This window comes from Bradyrhizobium sp. 14AA (genome assembly GCF_054185205.1).
Genome location: NZ_JAVAYM010000001.1, coordinates 577921 through 598539, shown reverse-complemented (window position 1 = coordinate 598539; position 20619 = coordinate 577921). Strand labels below are relative to the sequence as shown.

20 protein-coding genes are annotated in these 20619 nt (G+C 65.8%); 12 read left to right on the top strand and 8 right to left on the bottom strand.

What is annotated here, in order from left to right; genetic code table 11:
• The first annotated feature begins 15 nt into the window (after nucleotides 1-15).
• From RAD15_RS02665 to RAD15_RS02635, 7 genes are all read left to right on the top strand, one after another.
• The gene (locus tag RAD15_RS02665) at nucleotides 16-390 is read left to right on the top strand and encodes an MmcQ/YjbR family DNA-binding protein (RefSeq protein ID WP_458174068.1); all 375 of its coding nucleotides are present in this window, start codon (nucleotides 16-18) and stop codon (nucleotides 388-390) included.
• A gap of 98 nt (nucleotides 391-488) precedes the next feature.
• Nucleotides 489-1877: an SWIM zinc finger family protein gene (locus RAD15_RS02660; protein ID WP_458174066.1), complete on the top strand. Its 1389-nt coding sequence runs from the start codon at nucleotides 489-491 to the stop codon at nucleotides 1875-1877.
• Nucleotides 1870-3300: a DUF5691 domain-containing protein gene (locus RAD15_RS02655; RefSeq protein ID WP_458174064.1), complete on the top strand. Its 1431-nt coding sequence runs from the start codon at nucleotides 1870-1872 to the stop codon at nucleotides 3298-3300. Before RAD15_RS02660 ends, RAD15_RS02655 begins: the two co-directional genes overlap by 8 nt.
• Nucleotides 3297-4373, top strand: a complete 1077-nt coding sequence (locus RAD15_RS02650) for an ATP-binding protein (RefSeq protein WP_458174062.1) — start codon at nucleotides 3297-3299, stop codon at nucleotides 4371-4373. Before RAD15_RS02655 ends, RAD15_RS02650 begins: the two co-directional genes overlap by 4 nt.
• A 16-nt stretch (nucleotides 4374-4389) precedes the next feature.
• Complete coding sequence (locus RAD15_RS02645; protein WP_458174060.1) at nucleotides 4390-6615, top strand: DUF5682 family protein; 2226 nt, start codon at nucleotides 4390-4392, stop codon at nucleotides 6613-6615.
• Nucleotides 6612-7793 carry a VWA domain-containing protein gene (locus RAD15_RS02640; RefSeq protein ID WP_458174058.1) on the top strand — a complete coding sequence of 394 codons (1182 nt, stop codon included), beginning with the start codon at nucleotides 6612-6614 and terminating at the stop codon, nucleotides 7791-7793. Before RAD15_RS02645 ends, RAD15_RS02640 begins: the two co-directional genes overlap by 4 nt.
• Nucleotides 7794-7879: 86 nt before the next feature.
• The gene (locus RAD15_RS02635) at nucleotides 7880-8752 is read left to right on the top strand and encodes a bifunctional helix-turn-helix transcriptional regulator/GNAT family N-acetyltransferase (RefSeq protein ID WP_458174056.1); all 873 of its coding nucleotides are present in this window, start codon (nucleotides 7880-7882) and stop codon (nucleotides 8750-8752) included.
• Between the two features lie 12 nt (nucleotides 8753-8764).
• On the opposite strand, the gene RAD15_RS02630 is transcribed toward RAD15_RS02635, so the two are convergent.
• Nucleotides 8765-9490, bottom strand: coding sequence for an SDR family oxidoreductase (locus RAD15_RS02630; protein WP_458174054.1), 726 nt, complete (start codon nucleotides 9488-9490; stop codon nucleotides 8765-8767).
• Between the two features lie 104 nt (nucleotides 9491-9594).
• On the opposite strand from RAD15_RS02630, the gene RAD15_RS02625 reads away from it, so the two are divergent.
• Entirely contained in the window at nucleotides 9595-10485 is an 891-nt protein-coding gene (locus RAD15_RS02625; RefSeq protein ID WP_458174052.1) for a LysR family transcriptional regulator, read from the top strand.
• Here RAD15_RS02625 and RAD15_RS02620 read toward each other — a convergent pair.
• Together RAD15_RS02620 and RAD15_RS02615 are read right to left on the bottom strand one after the other, a co-directional pair.
• The gene (locus RAD15_RS02620) at nucleotides 10482-11708 is read right to left on the bottom strand and encodes an MFS transporter (protein WP_458174050.1); all 1227 of its coding nucleotides are present in this window, start codon (nucleotides 11706-11708) and stop codon (nucleotides 10482-10484) included. The two genes, RAD15_RS02625 and RAD15_RS02620, sit on opposite strands and share 4 nt — an antisense overlap.
• A 459-nt stretch (nucleotides 11709-12167) precedes the next feature.
• Nucleotides 12168-12503, bottom strand: a complete 336-nt coding sequence (locus RAD15_RS02615; RefSeq protein ID WP_458174048.1) for a class I SAM-dependent methyltransferase — start codon at nucleotides 12501-12503, stop codon at nucleotides 12168-12170.
• A 103-nt stretch (nucleotides 12504-12606) separates the two neighbouring features.
• On the opposite strand from RAD15_RS02615, the gene RAD15_RS02610 reads away from it, so the two are divergent.
• Both RAD15_RS02610 and RAD15_RS02605 read left to right on the top strand, forming a co-directional pair.
• Nucleotides 12607-13077 carry a cupin domain-containing protein gene (locus tag RAD15_RS02610; RefSeq protein ID WP_458174046.1) on the top strand — a complete coding sequence of 157 codons (471 nt, stop codon included), beginning with the start codon at nucleotides 12607-12609 and terminating at the stop codon, nucleotides 13075-13077.
• A gap of 146 nt (nucleotides 13078-13223) precedes the next feature.
• Entirely contained in the window at nucleotides 13224-15188 is a 1965-nt protein-coding gene (locus tag RAD15_RS02605) for an adenylate/guanylate cyclase domain-containing protein (RefSeq protein ID WP_458175009.1), read from the top strand.
• A gap of 274 nt (nucleotides 15189-15462) precedes the next feature.
• Here the strand turns inward: RAD15_RS02605 and RAD15_RS02600 are convergent, their stop codons facing one another.
• From RAD15_RS02600 to RAD15_RS02590, 3 genes are all read right to left on the bottom strand, one after another.
• Entirely contained in the window at nucleotides 15463-16041 is a 579-nt protein-coding gene (locus RAD15_RS02600; protein ID WP_458174044.1) for a DUF308 domain-containing protein, read from the bottom strand.
• Nucleotides 16042-16144: 103 nt separating this feature from the next.
• Nucleotides 16145-16729 (bottom strand): TetR/AcrR family transcriptional regulator, encoded by a 585-nt coding sequence (locus tag RAD15_RS02595; protein WP_458174042.1) that lies wholly within the window; start codon nucleotides 16727-16729, stop codon nucleotides 16145-16147.
• 132 nt (nucleotides 16730-16861) lie between these two features.
• On the bottom strand, nucleotides 16862-18139 hold the full coding sequence (locus tag RAD15_RS02590; RefSeq protein WP_458174040.1) for a hypothetical protein: 1278 nt from the start codon (nucleotides 18137-18139) through the stop codon (nucleotides 16862-16864).
• A gap of 188 nt (nucleotides 18140-18327) precedes the next feature.
• On the opposite strand from RAD15_RS02590, the gene RAD15_RS02585 reads away from it, so the two are divergent.
• Nucleotides 18328-18828 (top strand): peptide deformylase, encoded by a 501-nt coding sequence (locus tag RAD15_RS02585; RefSeq protein WP_458174038.1) that lies wholly within the window; start codon nucleotides 18328-18330, stop codon nucleotides 18826-18828.
• A 209-nt stretch (nucleotides 18829-19037) separates the two neighbouring features.
• On the opposite strand, the gene RAD15_RS02580 is transcribed toward RAD15_RS02585, so the two are convergent.
• Nucleotides 19038-19400 carry an ArsR/SmtB family transcription factor gene (locus RAD15_RS02580; RefSeq protein WP_458174036.1) on the bottom strand — a complete coding sequence of 121 codons (363 nt, stop codon included), beginning with the start codon at nucleotides 19398-19400 and terminating at the stop codon, nucleotides 19038-19040.
• Nucleotides 19400-20062, bottom strand: coding sequence for an SRPBCC family protein (locus tag RAD15_RS02575; RefSeq protein WP_458174034.1), 663 nt, complete (start codon nucleotides 20060-20062; stop codon nucleotides 19400-19402). The genes RAD15_RS02580 and RAD15_RS02575 overlap by 1 nt, the downstream gene beginning before the upstream one ends.
• A gap of 159 nt (nucleotides 20063-20221) precedes the next feature.
• Between RAD15_RS02575 and RAD15_RS02570 the strand changes: the two genes are divergently transcribed.
• Nucleotides 20222-20572: a cupin domain-containing protein gene (locus RAD15_RS02570; RefSeq protein ID WP_458174032.1), complete on the top strand. Its 351-nt coding sequence runs from the start codon at nucleotides 20222-20224 to the stop codon at nucleotides 20570-20572.
• Nucleotides 20573-20619: the final 47 nt, after the last annotated feature.

The following is a 20619-nucleotide window of genomic DNA, read 5'->3' as shown; positions in this document are numbered from 1 at the left end:
GGTATCGCTCGCGCCATGACTCCGAAAATCTTCGAAGCGCGCTGCCTGCGCCTGCCCGCCGTCACCAAGGTGGTGCAGTGGGAGGGCACCTCCGTGTTCAAGGTCGGCGGCAAGATGTTCGCGCTCGGCGGCGGCTTTGCCGCGGCCTCCGGCGGCTACATGTTCAAGGTCTCGAACATGGCCTATGGCATGCTGATCGAGCACGGCCTGGCGCGGCCGGCGCCGTACCTTGCGCGCGCCAAATGGGTGCAGCTTGTCGGCAACAACGCCCTGCCCGATGCCGAGCTCACGGCCTATCTGGCGCAGGCCCATGCGCTGGTCGTGGCGAAGCTGACGCGGAAGATCCGCAGGGATCTCGGGCTCGCCTCGCCGGAGCGCCCGTCGCGATGACCATCCCCGCGTGCAGCATAAGGCTCGCTCGCGGCGACATTGAGCTTTCATCCGTCCCCGATATACTGGCGGTCCTGGATTCGATTTAGGACATCGGCGTGGCGATTGATCTGAAGGCGGTCGAGCAGCTCGCGACCGATCAATCCTCGCTCAAGGCCGCCGCCGGCCTTGCCAAGCCCGCAAAATGGTCCGGCGTCGGCGGCAGCCCCGATGGCGCGCTGATCTGGGGCGAATGCGCGGGCTCCGGCGCCAATCCCTACCGCGTGATGGCCGACCTCCGCGACCTCGGCAACAAGTGCACCTGTCCCTCGCGCAAATTCCCCTGCAAGCACGTGCTCGGCCTGTTGTGGCTGAATGCGGAACAGGTCGTGCCGTTCACGCCCGCCGACACGCCCGCCTGGGTCAGCGATTGGCTGGGCCGCCGGCGCGGCTCATCCGCGGCAAGGCCTACAAACACTGCGCCGCCCGCCGGCGACAAGGACCTGGGCGCCGCGCGCGCCGCCGAGCCTGAAGTCGCCGAGGACCCGAAGGACGTCGCACGGCACGAAGCCCAGGCGGCCAGGCGCAACGAGGAGACCGAGCGCGCCATTCTCGATGCGCTGGAGGCGCTCGAGCAATGGATCGGCGATCAGCTTCGCATGGGATTGTCAGGCTTCATCGACGATGCCACGGCACGCTGCCGGCGGATCGCGGCGCGGCTGGTCGACGGCAAGGCCGCGGTGCTCGCCGGCCGCATCGACGAGCTGCCGTCCCGCCTCCTCGCGCTCTCCGCAGGCGACCGTCCGCGCGGCGCCGTGGTCGAGCTCGGCAAGCTGGTTCTGCTCGCGCGCGCTTTCCGCGCCACCCCGCGCAATACCGAGATCCGCCGCGCGGTGGCGGCATCGGAGACGCGCGAGACGGTGCTGGCGGATCCGGATGCGCTGCGGGTCGATGCGGACTGGGAGGTCCTCGCCGAACAGGTGCAGACGCGCCGCGACGGACTGGTGTCGCAGACGACATGGCTGCTCAATCTCGCCGCCGCCGGTCCGCGCTTCGCCATGCTGCTCGATTTTTTCCCGGCCAGCGCCGGACGGCGCGGTTCGGTCTTCACGCCCGGCGAGCGCTTTCGGGCCGAGCTCGTCTTCTATCCGTCGGCGCAGCCGCTCCGCGCCCTGCTCGTCCGGCGCGACGCCGCACAGGAAATGCCGGCGCCGGCATGGCCCGTGCCGGATGGCACGCTCTCCGAGGCGTTGACGCGACCGTTGCTGGCACAGCCCTGGGTGATCGACATTCCGCTGCTGCTGCCGCAGGGGCGCATCGCGCGCGACGCTGCCGGACACACATGGTGGCAATCGGCCGATGGCCTCGCGACGCTACCGGTCGCCTCCGAGGTCAACGGCATCCTGTGCGGCACTGACCTCACGCGCACCGCCGCGATCTGGTCCGGCAATCGGCTCGCGATCCTCGCCGCGCAGACCCCTTGGGGGCGGATCGGCGGCCATGACTGAGACGACCGGGACCGAGACGATCTTTGATGCGATGGGCGCAGTCCTCACGCGCTGGACGATGGGATCGGCGGCCGCGCCGGCAGCCACCTTCTGGCGCACCGAGCTCGGCGACAATCCCGCCGAAGCGGAACTGCGGCTGCTTGCGCTTTCAGGCCAGTTTCTCGGCACCTCGGTGACCATGGAGCCGGCCTCAGTGCTCCGCGTCCTGCCCGACATCCCGACGCTTGCGCTGCCGACGGTGCCCGAAGACCTGCGCCCACTCGCCCGCCGGATTCTTGCTGCGAAGAGGCAGGCACAAGCCGGAACCGAACTCGTCCACTTCCTCGCGGCGCGTGGCTGGACCACGCATCCCGCGGACTGGATGCCCGCCGCCGACGATGATGACGCGCCGGACGTCTATGCCATCTGGCGCGACTGGGCGATGCTTGCTGCATCCGACGGCGCAGCGCGGCAGCAGACCAGCGACGATCTCACCGCCGAGAACTGGGACGATTTCTGGCCCGCTGCGCGCAAGGCGGCACTGGCCGAACTCAGGCGGCGCGACCCGTCCGCTGCACGCGCGGTGCTCGAGGCCAAGCTCGCGAGCGAGACGGCCGACACAAGATTACGCCTGCTGTTGCTGCTGTCGGAGCGGCTGTCCGACGACGACATCGCCTTCCTCGAACGCATCGTGGCCGACGATCGCGCCCCCAAGGTCAAGGCGCTTGCGGCCTCGCTGCTCGCGCGTCTCGGCCGCGGCCCTGCGGCCGGCGAAGACGTCGCTGAGCTTGCCGGCTTCTTTTCGGTCAAGACCAAGGGGCTGTTGCGCCGCTCGCGCGTGATCCAGGCCGAACCACTCAAGACGCCGGCGCAAGTGCAACGCCGCAAGGCGCTGTTCGACGACGCCGACCTCGCGTCGTTTTCCGCAGCGCTGGGCCTTGCGCCGCAGGAGTTGATCGCCGCCTGGGATTGGAACGTGGACCATGCCGCCGACATGGCGCTGATCAACCTGATCGTCGCGACCGGGACCGATGCGCTGGTCACGCAAGCGGCGGACGCCATCGGCGAACGCGATGCCACCGGCCTCGTTGCCGCGCTCGCGCCACGCCTTGCGCCCGCCGAACGCACAAGGCATGCCGAGGCGGCGCTGCGCATCCACGGCATCAGCTTCGAACTCGCCCAACAGCTCGCAGGCGCAGCGGCACGGCTGGACGATCCGCTCTCGGCGCCCGCCGGCAAGACCCTGCTCGCCGCGCTTCAGCGCGATGACGCAAGGCCCGGCGATCAGGTCTCGGAGCTTCACGCGCTGGGCCTCATCGCCTCGCGCGAAGGCGCACAACGATCACTGCAACGACTGACGGCTGCGGGCCTGCTGCAAGGCGACCCGCGCCTCGACATGGTGCGGCTCAACGCCGCGTTGGACGACAAGGGAGCGAAGCCATGAGCGAGAAACTGCGCTTGCCCGCCGAGGACAGCTATGCCGCGGAGCTGAAGGCGCTGGCCGCGGGCGACGGGCACCGGCCGCCGGGCTGGGCGCTGTCGCCGCGGCAGGTCGTGACTTACCTCATGGGCGGCAACGCCGCCGACGGAACCGTGATCACGCCGAAATATGTCGGAGACAAGCGGCTGATCGAGACCGCCGTCGCGACGCTGGCGACCGATCGCGCCTTGTTGCTGCTGGGCGTGCCCGGCACGGCCAAGTCCTGGGTTTCCGAGCATCTCGCCGCGGGCATCACCGGCAATTCGACGCTCGTGATCCAATGCACGGCGGGGACCGACGAAAACCAGATCCGCTACGGCTGGAACTATGCCCAATTGCTCGCACACGGGCCGAGCCGCGAAGCGCTGGTGCCGACGCCGCTGATGCGTGCGATGGAGAGCGGCAAGCTTTGCCGCTTCGAAGAGCTGACGCGCATGGGCAGCGACGTGCAGGACACGCTGATCACCGTGCTGTCCGAAAAGATGATGCCGATCCCCGAGCTCAACACCGCCGTCTATGCCCAGCGCGGCTTCAACATCATCGCCACCGCAAACAACCGCGACAAGGGCGTCAACGAATTGTCCTCCGCGCTCAAGCGCCGCTTCAACGTCGTCGTGCTGCCCCTGCCCGACAGCGCCGAGGAGGAAGTGGCGATCATCGTCAAGCGTGTCGGCGAGATGGCGCTGAACCTCGATTTGCCGGCACCAAAGAACGTCGCCGACGAGGTCGCACGGGTGGTCTCGATCTTCCGCGAGCTGCGTTCGGGCTCGACCGAGGACGGCAAGGTCGCGCTGAAATCGCCCTCGGGCGGGCTGTCGACGGCCGAAGCGATCGCGGTGATGATCGGCGGCATCAGCCAGGCGACCTTCTTCAACGACGGCAAGCTGACGCCGGAGACGCTCGCCAGCAACATGATCGGCGCCGTCGTGAAGGATCCGGTGCAGGATACGGCCGTACTCGGCGAGTATCTCGAGACCGTGCTGAAGAAGCGGCGTGGCTTCGAAGGCTACTATGCTTCGCTGACCGACCGGATCTGACAGCGCGGCGCGAGCGATGGCAGGCCAGGTCTCCCTCTTCGGCATCCGGCATCACGGCCCCGGCTCCGCGCGGCGCCTGGTGGAAGCGCTCGACGCGCTGAAGCCGGTCGCGGTGCTGATCGAAGGCCCGGCGGATGCATCGGAGCTGCTGCCGATGCTCGCCGACCCTGACATGGTGACGCCGGTGGCGCTGCTCACCTATGCCGAGGACAATCCGGCGAACGCCAGCTTCTTCCCCTTCGCCGACTATTCGCCGGAATACCAGGCCGCGTGCTGGGCGGTGCGCCACGGCGCAAGCCTGCGCTTCATCGACCTGCCGGCATCGGACAGGTTGGGGGCGACCGCCGGCGACATCGCGGAGGAAATCGCCGCAAGGGCCGACGCCGATCCGGTCAGTCACGATCCGATCGGCGCGCTCGCGAACGCCGCAGGCTATGACGACGGCGAGTCCTGGTGGTCCGACGTGATCGAGGAGAACCCCGCGACGGGTCCGGTCTTCGCGGCCGTCGCTGACGCGATGACGGCGCTACGCGTGGACGAAAAATCGCTGTCGCCCCGGGAAGCCGCGCGCGAAGCGCATATGCGGATCGAGATCGCGAAGGCAGCAAAGGACTGCGATGGTCCTGTCGCGGTCGTCTGCGGCGCGTGGCACGTGCCGGCGCTCGCCGAGCACCGCAGCCTTGCTGCCGATCGCGATTTGCTGAAGGGCCGGCCGAAGACCAGGATCAAGGCGACCTGGGCGCCATGGACGGCGCCGCGCCTGTCGCGCGCGAGCGGCTATGGCGCGGGCGTGGTCGCGCCGGGATGGTGCGCGCATGTCTGGGACATGCGCGACCGCGATCGGGCTGCCGAGTGGCTGACCAAGGTGACGCGCGTGCTGCGCGATCGCGGCCATTTCGTCTCGACCGCCTCGGTGATCGAGGCCCAGCGGCTGGGCACTGCCCTCGCAGCACTGCGCGGCCGCCCTGCGCCCGGATTCGCAGAGCTGCGCGAGGCAGCCATCGCCTGCCTCTGCAACGGCGAGCGCGCCATGTGGGAGGATATTTCAGCCGAGCTCCTGATCGGCGCCGGTGTCGGCGCGATCCCATCGACGACGCCGCTCGCGCCGCTGCTCGAAGATCTCCAGCGGCAGCAGAAGGCGACGCGGCTCAAGCCGGAGGCGCTCGAGCGCGCGCTGACGCTCGATCTGCGCAGCGAAAGCGGACTGATGCGTTCAACGCTCCTGCACCGACTGAACGCACTCGACGTGCCCTGGGGACGGATGATGGATGCGGGGCGCAGCCGCGGCACATTTCGCGAGAACTGGCAGTTGCGCTGGGAGCCTGAATTCGCGGTCAGGCTGGTGGAAAATCTGCTCTACGGCTCGACCATCGCGGAAGCCGCGAGCGGACGCCTGATCGAGGCGATGGGCAAGGAAGCCGAGCTTGGCGCGCTGGCGAGCCTGGTGCGCAACGCCATGATCGCCGACCTGTCCCGCGCCACCGAGTTCGGCATCGCGGCGCTGGAGACCAAGGCGGCGCTGACCAGCGACGGCCAATCCCTCCTTGATGCGCTGCCGCCGATGACGGACATCCTGCGCTATGGCGAGGCGCGTGCCGGCACGGTCGAGCATCTGGCGGCCCTGATGCCGCGCATCGTGGTGCAGGCCGCACTCGCTTTGCCCTATGCCGCGCGCAATCTGGACGCGCCCGCGGCCGCCAAGCTGCGCGGCGCGCTGCTCGCAGCCGACGCCGCGATCCAGCTCGCCCAGATCGAGACGGATGTCGTGGCAAGCTGGCGCGATGCGTTGAGCGCGTTGCTGAACGACGACCAGGCGACCCGACTGATCACCGGCACCGCGGCCCGGCTGCTCTACGAGGCCGAGTTGCTCAGCGCCGATCATGCCGCGGACCTGCTGACGCGAATGCTCTCGCCCGGCACGCCCGTTGCAGAAGCGGCCGGCTTCTTCGAAGGCTTCTTCGAGGGCGCCGGCCAGCGGCTGATCCACGATGCAACGCTCCGCGGCGCCGTCGACGGCTGGCTGATGACGCTGGACGAGGACGCCTTCACCGCCAGCCTGCCGCTGTTCCGCCGCGTCTTCTCGGCGCTGGACCGGACCGAGCGCAGGCGCTTGATGGACGCGCTGTTCGCGCGGAGCACCGATGCTGCCAAGGGGTATCGGCTGATCACCGGCGCAAGCGAGATATGGCCCGAGCATCAGGCCCGCGTGCTTGAACTCCTCACCTCGGGAGCTACGCGATGAGCGAGGCCGACGAACGCAACCGTCGCTGGACGCTCGCCCTCGGCGTTGACGCCGAAGGCGCCGAGGACGGCCCTGCCCTGTCCGCCAGCGATCGCCGCATGTCCGAGGCGCTGACGGCGCTCTATGGCGACGGCGGGGAAGCGCCGAAGAAGGGCCGCGGCGGGCTCGGCGGCTCGGCGCCCCGCGTGGCCAAATGGCTCGGCGACATCAGGGAGTTCTTCCCCGCCCCCGTGGTGCAGGTGATCCAGAAGGACGCCTTCGAGCGCAAGGGGCTGCGCCAGATGCTGCTCGAGCCCGAATTCCTCGCGACCGTCGAGGCGGATGTGGGCTTGATCGCCGATCTGGTCGCGCTGCGCGGCGTGATGCCGGAGAAGACCAAGGACACCGCCCGCATCGTGATCGCCAAGGTGGTGGCCGAGCTGATGGAGCGACTGGAGCGGCGCACCGCGGACGCGGTCCGCGGCGCCTTGAATCGCTCGCTGCGCACCCATCGCCCGCGCTTCGCCGACATCGACTGGCCGCGCACCATCAAGGCCAATCTGCGCCATTATCAGGCGGAGCATCGCACGGTCGTGCCCGAGCGGCTGATCGGTTTCCTGCGCCAGCAGCGTCGCATCGTCGATCTCGAAGAGGTCACCCTGTGCGTCGACCAGTCGGGGTCGATGGCAACCTCCGTCGTCTATGCCTCGATCTTCGCGGCGGTGATGGCTTCGCTCCCGGTGGTCGCAACCAAGCTCGTCTGTTTCGACACCGCCATCATCGATTTGACCGAAGAGCTCGCCGATCCCGTCGAGGTGCTGTTCGGCGTCCAGCTCGGCGGCGGCACCGATATCAACCGCGCCGTCGCCTATTGCGAGGAGCGCATCGAACGGCCCGCAAAGGCGCATCTGATCCTGATCACCGACCTCTATGAGGGCGGCGATGCGGATGCGCTGGTCGACCGCCTGGCGCGGCTCGCAACGCGCGGCATCAACGTGATCGTGCTGCTGGCGCTGACCGACACCGGCCACCCGTCCTACAACCCCGTGCTCGCGGCGAAGGTCGCAAGCCTCGGCATTCCCGTCTTCGCCTGCACGCCGGACCAGTTCCCGGACCTGATGGCAACCGCGCTGAAGCGCGAGGACGTTGCCGGTTGGGCCGCCGACCAGGACATCAAGCTGATCCGGCCTGAAACCTAAGGCTCATCGACGCGCGCGGCAGCGTTGCGTCGGTGCGAGCGCAAGTCCCATTGACTGCGAGCAATATCTGACTAAAGTCAGACATCATGCTCGATCCCGTTTCCCGCGTCCGCCGCTTCAACCGTGCCGTCACCTCCGCCGTCGGCGCGCTCGACAATTCGTTCCTCGGGCGCGGGCGGCCGCTCGGCGCGGCGCGCGTGCTCAATGCGATCGGGCATGGACGCTTCGACGTGGCGGAGATCCGCGACTATCTCGGCCTCGATTCCGGGCTGATGAGCCGGCTGCTGCGCAGCCTCGAGGACGACGGGCTGGTCGAGACCAACACGCATGAGGACGATGCGCGCCGGCGCGTCGCAAAACTCACGCGTGCTGGCCGGCGCGAATTCGCAGCCTATGAGGCGTTGTCGAACACGCAGGCAGAAGGGTTCCTCGCACAACATTCGCAAGCCGACGCCCTGCTGGCGGCGATGGACATGATCGCCTCCGCGCTGACGCGCGAACGCATCGCGCTGGACGAGATGGACCCGCGAACTGACGAGGCGCGCTATTGCCTCGCCGAGTATTATGCCGAGCTCGGCCGCCGCTTCAAACAGGGCTTCGACGTCTCGCTGTCGCGCGACCCTGACGCCAAGGACATGCGCCGCCCGCGTGGCAGCTTCATCGTCGCGATGTCCGACACCTTGCCGATCGGCTGCGTGGGCTTGAAGGGAACCGATTACGGCTATGCCGAGATCAAGCGCCTCTGGGTCGCCCCCGCCGCGCGCGGGCTGCGGCTCGGCCGGCGCCTGATGGGCGCGGCCGAGAATGCAGCACGCGAGCTCGGCATCACGCTGCTGCGGCTCGACACCAACAGCGCGCTGCCGGAAGCGGCCCAGCTCTATCGCAGCACAGGCTGGCGCGAGATTCCGCGGTTCAACGACGATCCCTATCCGGACCTGTTTTTCGAGAAACGCGTCTGACGCGGGGCGCGGTCAGGTGGTCCGGGTCGGGCGCACCACGATCTCGTTGACGTCGACGTCATCGGGCTGCGCGACGGCGAAGCGCACCGCGCGGGCGATGGCATCCGGCTGAATCGCAATGGCCCGATAGGTCTTCATCGCCTCCGCGGCCACGGGATCGGTGATGGTGCCCGCGAGCTCGCTTTCGACCACGCCGGGGTGGATGCAGGTGACGCGGATGTTGTCGTGCTCCTGGCGCAGGCCATCCGAGATCGCCCGCACCGCATATTTGGTCGCGCAGTAGACGGCCGCCGTCGGCGACACGCTCAGGGCACCGATCGAGGCGATGTTGATGATTTGGCCCGAACCGCGCGCCACCATCTCCGGCAGCACCGCGGCGATGCCGTAGAGCACGCCCTTGATGTTGACGTCGACCATCCGGTCCCACTCCTCGACCTTGAGCGAGGCCATCAGCGAAAGCGGCATCACACCGGCATTGTTGACGATCACGTCCACCCGGCCCCAGACGCCGCGCGCGGCGTCCGCAAAGGCCGCAACGCTGGCGCAGTCGGTAACATCGAGCGGATGCGCGAGCGCCGTTCCACCCCGCTCGTTCAATTCGGCTGCCAGCGCCTTCAGGCGATCGGCGCGCCGCGCGCCGAGCAGGACCTTGGCGCCAGCCGCAGCCAGCTCGCGTGCGATGCCTGCGCCGATACCGCTGGAGGCGCCGGTGATGAGAACGATTTTATCCATTGGCATGAACGGTCCTTCTTCGCGTTCGGATTGATGGCGGGAAGATGGACCGGAGCCGCCGTCGTGATAAGACGACGATCCCTAACCAGCCTGACAAGACAATCTAACCAATGGAAACCGACCTCAACGCCCTCGCCGTCTTTGCGCTGGTCGCCGAAGAACGGAATTTCCGTGCCGCCGCCGACCGTCTCGGCGTGACCCGCTCGGCCGTGAGCCAGACCATCAGGCGGCTGGAGGAAAATCTCGGCATCGCGCTGGTCCAGCGCACGACGCGCAGCGTCAGCCTGACCGAGGCCGGCGAGCGGCTGCATGCGGAGATCGCCCCCGCCATCGCGGACATGCGCGCCGCGCTCGGCAGCACGCAGGCGCTGCGCGGCCAGCCGCGCGGTCTGTTGCGGCTCGCGGTCTCCTCGATCGCCGAGCATTTTCTGTCGGGGCCATCTCTCGCGGCGTTCGCCGCGGCCAACCCCGAGCTGCAGCTCGACATCACCGTGACCGATGCGGAATTCGACATCGTCGCCGCCGGCTATGATGCCGGCGTCCGCCTCGGCGAGGTGATCGAGCAGGACATGATCGCGGTACCGATCGCCGGCGACGAACGACAGCTCGCGGTCTGCGCGCCATCGTTTCGCGAACGCTTCGGCGTCCCCGCGCATCCGTCCGAGCTCGCCTCGTTTCGCTGCATCGGCTGGCGGCCGGCGCCGAACGTCGTGCCCTATCGCTGGGAGTTCGCGGACGGCGGCAAGGAGTTCAGCGTCGCGGTGGTGCCCGAGATCACGACCAACGACATGGCGCTGATGATCAAGCTCGCCGTCGCCGGTGCCGGCATCACGTTCGGCATGGAGGCGAGCTTCCGTCCCGCCATCGACCGCGGCGAGCTGGTGCCGATCCTCGAAGACTACTGCCCCTCCTTCGCCGGCTTCTATCTCTATTACCCGAGCCGCCGCAACGTCGCGCCAAAACTGCGCGCGCTGATCGAGCACGTGCAGCGGCGCGGCTAGGCCTGCGCCGTCGCCACCGCCACCTCGCCTTGCGGCTTCGCGAACGGCTTGAAATTCATCGCCATCAGGAACGCGCCGAGGCCCATCGCCCAGGAGGCGATGTAGAGCCAGGCGTAGCTGGAGAAGGCATCGTAGATCAGGCCGCCGGCAAGCGGGCCCGTCGCCATGCCGAGGCTGCCGGCCATCGCGGTGCCGCCGATCACGGTGCCCATCATCCGCAGCGGAAAGTTTTCGCGGACCAGCACCGCATAGAGCGGCATGGTCCCGGCATAGATGAATCCGAACACGGCACCGACCGCGTAGAACGTCGCAAGCTGGTGCGCGAAGGCATAGGCGAGCGCGCCGAACGCCTGCAACAGCAGCCCCGAGACCAGCACGCGCTTGGCGCCGAAGCGATCGCCCATCAATCCAAAGGCGATGCGGCCGCCCATGCCCGCAAACCCCTCGATGCTGTAGATCGTCACCGCGGCGATCAGCGGGATGCCGCAGCTCACGGCATAGCTGACGGTATGGATGATCGGCCCGGAATGGGTCGCGCAGCAGAAGAAGTTGGTCGCGAGCAGGATCAGGAATTGCGGCGAGCGCAGCGCCTCGCTCCGCGACATCTCGCCTTGCACGGCGCCCTCGCCCATCGGCGCGGCCGCGGCCTGCGCGAGCGCGGGCGGACGGCGCACCAGGAACGAAACCGGGATCATGATGGCGCCGACCACCAGCGCCACGATCTGCATCGAGGTGCGCCAGTCATGGCCGGAGACCAGCCATCCCGCGAGCGGCGCCATCGTCATCGGCGCCATGCCCATGCCGGCCGACACCAGCGACACGGCGAGGCTGCGATGGGTATCGAACCAGCCGGTGACGGTCGCCATCATCGGCGCGAAGATCGCAGCGCAGGAGGCGCCGACCAGCAGGCCGAACACGAACTGGAACGCGATCAGCGAGGTCGCGTGGCTCGCAGCGAACAGGCTGAGCGACAGCACGGTCGATCCCGTCAGCACCACCGGCAGCGGCCCGAACCGGTCGGACAGCGTGCCCCAGGCCATGCTGGTGCAGGCCATCGCCAGAAAGCCGATCGTCATCGCGCTGGAGATGCCGGTCACTGACCAGCCGGTGTCCTTGGCGATCGGCTGCAAAAACACCGGCAGCGAAAACATGCCGCCGATGGCGACGCAGCCGAGCAGGCCGCCGGCGGCGACGATCACCCAGCGATAAGGGATAGCGGTCATGTCTGTCTCCCGTCAGGTCTGTCTGGGTGGAAGACGAATGGGAACAGTGCGGGCCGACAGCGTAACGCAATTTTTCGCGGGCGGCTCTCGTGTTCCGCCGACAAGAAGGTCGAAAACAACCCCATGCACAGTAGCCGGCCCTAGCGGGATCAATGACTTACGAGGCGAGGAAAATGACGATGCCAGTGACTCGCGGTGCCACGCCGTGATTTGACACGTCGGGCAAAACACCGGCATGATGTCATCATCCCGCCGAGCTCGATTTCATCACCACCGGACGTCCGTTCACCTCGACGCGCCGCTGATCCTGCGCGCGGTGATGCTCAGATCCCGCCAAGATCTCGCCAAGCCCCCGCATGACACTGGCCGTCACTCCAGTCGTAGCTCCAGCGAAGTCGCGGTGGCCGTCCTCACGTCGACCTCGGCACTCCACACACCAGATCGCGCGTGTGCACGCCCCTATCCGGCCTTGCGGCCCGCAACGCCGGTCGCGCAGCCGAAAAAGTATCTGGTGAATTCGACTTCGAGGCCCTGATTTTGCAGAAGGCCTGCGATCTCGGCGGCGCTGCCAAAATTCGTGCTGTAGGTGCCGATCATCGAAAAATCCTGTGCGCCGCGCAGCAGGGTCCGCTCGACCAGGGGCAGGACCACCCTGAGATGGAACAGGTAGAGCGGCCGAAGCCACCATCCTTTCGGGTCGGACGCCTCGATCATGGAGAACACGCCGCCGGGCTTCAGCACCCGCGCGATCAGGGCGGCCAGACGCGCATGCTGCTCGGGATTGAAGGTCTTCAAGCCAGTGCGGCCGCACCGGCGCTACGCAATTCCGCAGGCGGCAGCCTCTGGCACAGCCGACTTGCCCCGCATAAGTTCGATGTGAAATCCCGGGGACGCGTTCATGCCCAAGATCGATCTTGCCACTGTCCCGGCCCGGAAGGGCTCGGGTTATCCGGCCCCCTTCAACGCCCCGTGCGCCGAGCGCATTCGGCAGCGGCTCGGCAATGCCGGCGGCCTTGCCGATTTCGGCGTCAATCTGATGCGCCTGCCGCCGGGCAACTGGTCGAGCCAGCGGCACTGGCATTCGCATGAGGACGAGTTCGTCTATTTGCTCGAAGGCGAAGTGGTGCTGGTCGAGGACCAGAGCGAAACCGTGCTGCGCGCAGGCGACTGCGCCGCCTTCCCGAAGGGCAGCGGCAACGGCCATCACATGATCAACCGCTCCAATGTGACGGCGGTCTATCTCGAAGTCGGCTCGCGCGCGCCTGACGATCTCACGACATGCTCCGACATCGACATGATGAGCGCCAATTCCGACGGCCGGTTCGTGCACAAGGACGGCACGCCCTATCTAGGCCGTGTACCGACGTGATTTATGACTACGTCCACTTTGCTCCTACAGCGAGACCAAGTTCGTGCGGCAGCGCAGTATGTCGCGATGGGCCAATTGGCGACATAGGGGCGTCCACTGAACAATCGGTCAGGGCAGCTAACGTTTTAGCTATGGGGCCGGTCTTGGTGGACATCGCGCGGTTGGCATGGTCGCACATCCGTCGTAAAAATGAGCATGGAGAGCCGACCATGGTGCAGGAGCGGGCAGCCCGGGTCGCACGCAGGCTGTCGGCGATATTGGCCGCCGACGTGGCCGGCTATTCGCGGCTCATGCACAATGACGAAGAGGCTACGCATGCCAAACTGACTGCGCTCTTGACGCACGCAGTCGCCCCAGCAGTTGCCGAACACGGTGGCCGCATCGTCAAGAACACCGGCGATGGCTTCTTGGCGGAATTTCCGAGCGCGGTCGAAGCGGTTCGAGCTGCTGTACAATTTCAGGCCCGCGTCAGGGAACTTACAATCGATGATCCAGAAGCCAAGCGCATAGTCTTCCGTGTGGGAATTAATATCGGCGATGTGATTGTCGAGCCGAATGACATCTTTGGCGATGGCGTGAATGTCGCGGCGCGGCTTGAAGGCATCGCGGAGGCCGGCGGCATCTGCATATCTTCCGCCGCCTACGATCAAGTCCGTGGCAAGGTCGGGGTTGAGTTCGCTGATTTGGGCGAGCAGAGCCTCAAAAATATCGCTCTCCCAGTCCGAGCCTATGCTTCGCAGCTCTCCGATACGCTGCCGGTCGTTTCGGGCTTTCCGTTTGTCCAGTGGCTTGCGCATGGTTGGCGGCGAGCTCGGATGGCTCTAACGATGGCGCTTCTCCTGTTCATGGCTGGCGGCGGTCTTGGTTACTGGTACATGCGTTGGAATGAGCCGCAACTGGTGAACCATCGTCTATCGATTGTCGTGCTGCCATTTACAAATTTGAGTAACGAACCCGAGCAGGAATACTTTGCGGAAGGTGTCGCTGACGATCTAAGCGCTGATCTCTCACGTATCGAGGACAGCTTCGTGATCGCGCCGAGTACAGCCCGTGCCTATAAGAACGTTGACCCAAAGCGCGTTCGCCGCGAACTCGGCGTCCGCTATATCCTCGATGGTAGCTTGCGCCGAACGGAGTCAATAGTTCGGATCAATGCCCGGTTGATCGATACGCGAACCGGAGCACAGATCTGGTCGGAGGGAGTCGACGGTGAGTGGTCCAAATCGTTGCAGCTTCAGGATGTCATCACGGGTGGATTGGCGCGGCGGCTTGATCTCGAGCTGACTAACCACGAAAGCCGCGACGCCGAGGTTGCGCGGCCCAACAACCCCGACGCGGTCGATCTTACCATGCGGGGACTGGCCGTGCTCAATCGGCCCTATTCCCGCGAACAGGTGGCCCTGTCGGGCGGCCTCTTCGAGCGCGCGCTGCAGATCGACCCCGGCTACCCTAAGGCCCTCGTGGGGTTGGCAGATACGTTGGCAATACAAGTCAATTATCGTTGGACTGATGCACCCGCCGATAAGCTGCAGCGCGCTGAGAATGCGGTAGATCAGGTTTTGGCGCGGTTTCCCAGCGACGCAATGGCACATTTTGTCAAGGGCGAGATCCAACGGGCCAAGGGCAGGAATCTCGACGCTGCTGTTAGCGCGTATACGGCGGCAATCGGCATAAATCCTAGCCTCGCCCCGGCTCATGGCGCGCTGGGCGCTGCCAAGATACGTGTCGGCCGATCTGCGGAGGCATTTGCCCCTCTCCAAATGGCCATCCGGCTGAGCCCCCGCGATCCGCTCCTAAGCACGTGGTACTTCTACGCCTGTCATGCGCACAGCCATCTCGCTCAATATGATGAAGCAATAGACTGGTGCAGCCGCTCCATCACGGTGAATCCCTTTTGGATTGCGTACGCAGATCTCGCCGCCGCCAACGCATGGACGGGACGTGAGCCCGAAGCTCTTGCCGCCATCAGCGAGCTTCGTCGGCTCAGGCCCAACTACACGGTTGCCCTTTGGCTGCAGGATGGGTCTGCGTGGTCCGATAACGTCGTTTTCCTTGCTGAATTTGAGCGTATCGCTGAGGGTTTGCGTAAGGCGGGCCTTCCTGAACGGTGAACGAGCAAAGGACCGAGCCGATCCTCGCACTCGCGGCGGGGCCCAGCCCCCTGTGATCCAAGCTTTCGTTATGAGTCCACGCACCAGTCTCCAGCCGCGGCTTCCCGATCCAGCGTTGACCAATCTGGCGACGTCGTCCGAATTGCGGTCCATCATCAGCATGAAAGCGATTTTGACGCGTCGGGGAAAACGCCGGCAGGATGTCATCCTCCCGCCGGTCTCGATTTCTGCACACACAAGACTCTGCCGATCAGGGCCGCGCGCATCGCTCCCGTTAGAAGGCGCGCCTTGCGCGACGCCTCCACGCGCCGACGGCCAGCCAGATCGCCGAGACCAGGAAGTAGAGCGCACCGACCGCAGCGTAGCCTGCAACATTCGCGATCGACGGAATCGCCGGCATTGCGGCTTGAGCGATGAAGAAGCCGCCTGCCAGGGCCGACTGGCCGCCGCTGAGCACCATGGCCCATTGCGCGCCATTGCGCTTCCAGCGCCGGACGGCCGTCCCTAGCTGGAGCAGTCCGGACAGGATGGCCCAGGCGCCGAACACGGCGAGCACCCAGTTCATGCTGATCTGCAAGGTGAGAATGACGGCGGCAGTCGTTGCCAGGCTGACCAGGACGTTCAGGGCCTGCGTGCGATTTTGATCGAGCCCGCCGCTGCGCGTCGCGTCGAGGAAGTTGGCTGCGGCATCCCATGCCGGATAGACGACGAGCAGACCTGCGGCGATCGGGGCAGACGACCCTCCGGCGACAAACGCAGCGGCGACCCAGGCGACGGAAAACGCCGCGCGCGTGAAGTAGTAGAGCTTCAGCCATTGCTCCTGACCGGCCTGTTCCTGCAGATGATCTCTCATTTGTCGCTCCTTACCTACTAGTTGGTAGTTTGATGGGTGAAGCAGATCCGTTCACCGGTCGGATTGCTTGCCTGCTTGCGGGATGTCGGCTTCGACGATTGTCTCAGTGCCTGGCGGACAGCCGCTCCAGCAGCGGCCGGGTGATGGTCCCGAACATCCTGGGGTCGCCATAGGCGCGCGCCGACAGCATCGCGCCGTGAACGGTCGCCATGAATGCTTCAGCCTCGACCCTGGCTGAGTTGGAGAGGTGAAGCCGCCCCTTCCGCTTGCCGCGCTCCATCACCGAGGTCAGCCAGGTCGCCAGCGCGCGGAAGTGAGCCCGCACTTCAAGTGCGACCTCATCGGGCAGAATCGGAAGCTCGCTGGCGAGCAGCGCGCAGACACAGAACGGAGCGGTCGCGTCCTTGATGCACGCTTCCCAATAGGCGAGATAGTTTTTGAGCTGTTCTCCGGCGTCCGGGACATTGCGTTCGAGCGCCGCCAGTCCCACTGCAGCCTCCTCGCGGTACCGCGACACGAGGGTGCGAACGAGATCGACCTTGCTGGCGAAATGGTGGTGGATGCTGGGCTTGCGGATACCGACGACTTCGGCCACGTCGGCATAACTGAAGCCGTTATAGCCGCCGGCAATGATCAGCGTGCGTGCGCAGGCGAGAATGTCGTCGGATGTCGAGGAAGCGTTGCTCATGAATGTTGGCTACCTTCCAGTTGGTAGGTAGTCAACGACAGGATGCTTCAATGATCCGTGAGCGGTGGGGGCCTGCCCGCCAGCCCGACCGACGGGCATTGGCGCGTCAGGCCACGCTTTACCCGCCGCGCTTCACCCGCTGCCCTTGCCTCCCGCAATCATCTCGACGATCCCCTTGAAAGTGACGAAGACCGGTGAGGTCAATGCCGGCCCCAGAATGGCGAGGGTACTCGTCACGGCAGCGGGAACGCCGAAGTCCAGCTTGTCGGCATCCTGCTTTTGACCCGCGGGCGCGGGCGGCGCGTCAAGACGATAGCGCTTCACGTCCTGATACCAGCCGGCCAACGCAGGTGCCGCCGCGGCGAACAGGGCTATCGTTCCTGTCATGCCGAGGTGACTGGTCAGGGCATTTGCCAGGGGCCTCAGGGCGTCAGCTTGCGACGTGACGATCAGACCGAGCGGCCAATCCATCACCACCTTGCTCGCGAGCGTCGCAACCACCAGGATGGCCGAGCTGAGCATGATCATCCGCTGAAGATTTGACTTTCGCTCCTCGAGACTTGGGAGTGAGGGCTTCTCCTCGGGGCCGGAAAGCACCGCAAACGCCAACAGCGCGACACCGACCGCCAGCAGTCCGACGAATGTATTGATGTCGATGATCAGCCTGATGGCGTCGCTGACCTTGAAGGAGGCGTTCTTGTAAGCCTGGAACAGCGGCCCGAAGACGCCGGGGTTCTGATCGGCCTGATCCAGCAGAAGCTTGAGGAACGTCTGGCCCGCATTGGCATAAGCCGTCGGGGCTTTCGTAACGGTCCACGCGAGAATGAGGGAAAGCACCAGCCCCACGACGAACAACGTCCTGCTGCGGCGGAAAACGATCGCTCCACCCAGCAGCAAGGTCGCTGCGCTGACGAGGTACAGCAGGCCGCTCGCCGCCGCGTAATTGTATCGCGCCGTCAACGTATCGGCGATCTGCCTGGACTGGGCGATGGTCCGATCCGTGTCCCGGCTCCGTTCCGCCTTCTCGATCTCGACCTTGGCGGCCGCTTCCGCCGCCTGTGCAGTCTCGACCGCAGCTTTCGCGTCCTTCTGCTTGTCCTCGGCAGTACCCGCCGCGACCAGCCGATCCAGCGCGCCCTGCTTCTCGCTCACCGTCTTTTGCTTCTCGGCAAGGGTGGTCTTCAGCTTCTCGATTTTTGCGATGGACTCGGCGTCGGGGTTTGGGAGGACGAAACTGACGACGGCCTTGTCAGCCAGCAGTGGCATGAGACTGTCGGCAACCTGATTGGGCGCCAGATAGCCCAGCAACAATGGTCCAATCACACAGCAGATCGCCAAGGCGTACTTGGTCACGACATCCGGCACCAGCCGCAGCCGGTCTTCCTTGCCGGCCGAATCGACGACGGTCATGTTCCTTCCCCCCAAAAAACCAGGTGCAAAAATGAAGAAAGGTGTATCCCGTGTCCGTCCATGAAAACTCCGGACACAACTCAAGGTTATGACAGACTGATCATGCACACAATCACGAACCGCGCCTGGCGGCCTCCGGAATCGCCGGTCCTCGCTGCAGGGGTCCGGCCGCACCGGCCGGTCCGATCGTGACCATCCGCCCCATCGTCCGGTACCCCGATCGCCGCCTCGGGATGCCGGCCCGCCCCGTCACCGTGTTCGACGATGGCTTGCGTGAGCTCGCGCAGGACCTGCTCGACACCATGCGCGCCGCGCCCGGCATCGGCATCACCGCGCCGCATGTCGGCGTGCCACTGCGCGTCGTCGTGCTCGAGCTCGACGCCAAGGACGGTGCGCAGACCTACGTCAATCCGGTCGTCGCGTGGGCCTCGCCCGAGATGATCATGCACCGCGAAGGCAGCGTCTCGATGCCCGGGGTCAACGACGAGGTCCAGCGCCATGCGCGCGTGCGCATCAGCTATCAGGATATCGACGGCAATGCCCGCACCGAGGAGTCGGAGGCCCTGCGCGCCGTCTGCCATCAGCACGAGATCGACCAGCTCGACGGGATGTTCTGGATCCAGCGCCTGTCGCGGCTGAAGCGGGAGCGGCTGGTGAAGAAGTTCGAGAAGATGGGGCGGAATTCCTAAATTGGCTTATCCGCAGGCCTACCCCAGCTCCTTCGCCGCCGCGGCCACGGCGGTCGCAGATCTCGTGGCGTTGATCCGAGCCATGCTCGACAGCTCTGGCCAGAAGCGGCCGACAATACACGACAAAAAACGCCTTTCGGGGGTGGGGAGAGCCAGGCGAAACCGACCTTGATCGACGCGCGGTATTGATGGGCTTCGCTGCGCGAAGCTCAGGCCCTCTTCCCGCTCCGCTTGGCGACCGGCGCGTTACGACGCTCCCGCTTGCCGCGCGCGATTTCGGTCGCCAGCGCGTCGAGCTTCGGCTCCCAAAAATTCCTGAACTGAGCGATCCACGCGTCCACCGCGCGAAGCCCCGCGACGTCGACCGAATAAAGGCGCCTTTGCGCCTCCGGCCGAACCGTTGCAAAGCCGCTCTCGCGGAGCACCTTGAGGTGCTGCGACACGGCCGCCTGCGTGATTCCGAACTCGGCCCCGATCATCTCGACGACCTCGCCGGACGTCATTTCGCCAGGCGCGATCAGTTCGAGGATGCGACGGCGCACAGGATCGGCGAGGACCTCGAAGACGTGCATCAGCTTCCGGTGCCCGGATGTGCGACATCGGGCGGCATCTCGCCGCGATAGAAGGCGATGGTGCGGTCCGAGCGCTGCTTCGCCGTGTCAGGATCGACCCCGCTTGCGATGTGCGCCGCGCACCAATATTCGCCGCTTCTCGTCATGAATTCCTTGCCGGCAGGAGATCCCATCCACGCCTCGGCCGTTTCATGGTCGACCGATGCCCCGGTCGCAACAAATCGCTCAAGTCCCGCAATGGCGAGGTCCCAGCCAATGCCCACCGCGCCCGGACCGAACTGATTCCAATGGTCCTCGATGATCGCGGTGTGCTCCAGCGTCAGACGGGCCTGATGCCGTTCTGCCGCCAGCTTGACGTCGATCCAGCTGACCGCGCCGCCGAATTCCCACGTCGCTGCGAAACGGTCCGGCGGCGTACACGCCGTGATGGTGCCGCCCGCATTCCCCTTCAGTTGGTACGTTCCGCCGAGTTGGAGGTCCCCCTCGACCGGCAGGAACCAGCGCGGAATGCGGTGCCGGCTGGTCACGGCGTCCCAGAGATCGTCGACGCTCGTGTCGTAGAGCCGCGTCAGTGTCACCGTGCTGGCCGCTTTTCCATCTTTCTCGAAATTCTTCACTGAACGCGTAACAAGCCCCAGGACCCTGGCAACGTCGATCTCCATGGCGTTCCTCCCGACTCGTTTGGTGCGAGGATTAATATCGATCAGAGCTAATATAAGTCAATCCTTATATTGCCGCGTCAAACGGCCTCGCAGCCGGCGTGAACAAAACACCTACTCAAGCGTCTATCGATCTCCCATCCCGCAAGACGGAAGGAATTCATGAAAGTTCGCAAATTCGCCATCTCCGAGGCTTCGCTCGAACGCTCACCGGCACAGGACGGCGATATCTTCGTCGGCAATTTGGTCGACCAACGTCACGGTGGAGCGATCACGATTGGCTTCGGCCGCTACGCGCCAAACCAGAATCTCGAGGAGACGATCAGGGTAGACGATGTCATGATCGTCCTTGAGGGCAAGCTCTCGGTCACGAGCGACGGCAGCACCGTTACCGCGGGTCCCGGCGAGATCGTCTACATGCCGAAGGGCGAGACGGTCACGATCCGCTCACACGAGCATGGCGCCGTCACGGCCTACGTCACCTATCCGCATTGGCAGGAGGCGCGTGGGTGAGGCGCGAGCTGCACCGTCTCGGATGTCGGTCTGTCCGGTTGTTGCGA

Excerpts from the sequence above, each read along its gene's own strand:
- RAD15_RS02665 (WP_458174068.1), top strand. The coding sequence starts at position 16 with ATGACTCCGAAAATCTTCGAAGCGCGCTGCCTGCGCCTGCCCGCCGTC.
- RAD15_RS02655 (WP_458174064.1), top strand. The coding sequence starts at position 1,870 with ATGACTGAGACGACCGGGACCGAGACGATCTTTGATGCGATGGGCGCA.
- RAD15_RS02650 (WP_458174062.1), top strand. The coding sequence starts at position 3,297 with ATGAGCGAGAAACTGCGCTTGCCCGCCGAGGACAGCTATGCCGCGGAG.
- RAD15_RS02645 (WP_458174060.1), top strand. The coding sequence starts at position 4,390 with ATGGCAGGCCAGGTCTCCCTCTTCGGCATCCGGCATCACGGCCCCGGC.
- RAD15_RS02640 (WP_458174058.1), top strand. The coding sequence starts at position 6,612 with ATGAGCGAGGCCGACGAACGCAACCGTCGCTGGACGCTCGCCCTCGGC.
- RAD15_RS02635 (WP_458174056.1), top strand. The coding sequence starts at position 7,880 with ATGCTCGATCCCGTTTCCCGCGTCCGCCGCTTCAACCGTGCCGTCACC.
- RAD15_RS02630 (WP_458174054.1), bottom strand. The coding sequence starts at position 9,490 with ATGCCAATGGATAAAATCGTTCTCATCACCGGCGCCTCCAGCGGTATC.
- RAD15_RS02625 (WP_458174052.1), top strand. The coding sequence starts at position 9,595 with ATGGAAACCGACCTCAACGCCCTCGCCGTCTTTGCGCTGGTCGCCGAA.
- RAD15_RS02620 (WP_458174050.1), bottom strand. The coding sequence starts at position 11,708 with ATGACCGCTATCCCTTATCGCTGGGTGATCGTCGCCGCCGGCGGCCTG.
- RAD15_RS02610 (WP_458174046.1), top strand. The coding sequence starts at position 12,607 with ATGCCCAAGATCGATCTTGCCACTGTCCCGGCCCGGAAGGGCTCGGGT.
- RAD15_RS02600 (WP_458174044.1), bottom strand. The coding sequence starts at position 16,041 with ATGAGAGATCATCTGCAGGAACAGGCCGGTCAGGAGCAATGGCTGAAG.
- RAD15_RS02595 (WP_458174042.1), bottom strand. The coding sequence starts at position 16,729 with ATGAGCAACGCTTCCTCGACATCCGACGACATTCTCGCCTGCGCACGC.
- RAD15_RS02590 (WP_458174040.1), bottom strand. The coding sequence starts at position 18,139 with ATGACCGTCGTCGATTCGGCCGGCAAGGAAGACCGGCTGCGGCTGGTG.
- RAD15_RS02580 (WP_458174036.1), bottom strand. The coding sequence starts at position 19,400 with ATGCACGTCTTCGAGGTCCTCGCCGATCCTGTGCGCCGTCGCATCCTC.
- RAD15_RS02575 (WP_458174034.1), bottom strand. The coding sequence starts at position 20,062 with ATGGAGATCGACGTTGCCAGGGTCCTGGGGCTTGTTACGCGTTCAGTG.
- RAD15_RS02570 (WP_458174032.1), top strand. The coding sequence starts at position 20,222 with ATGAAAGTTCGCAAATTCGCCATCTCCGAGGCTTCGCTCGAACGCTCA.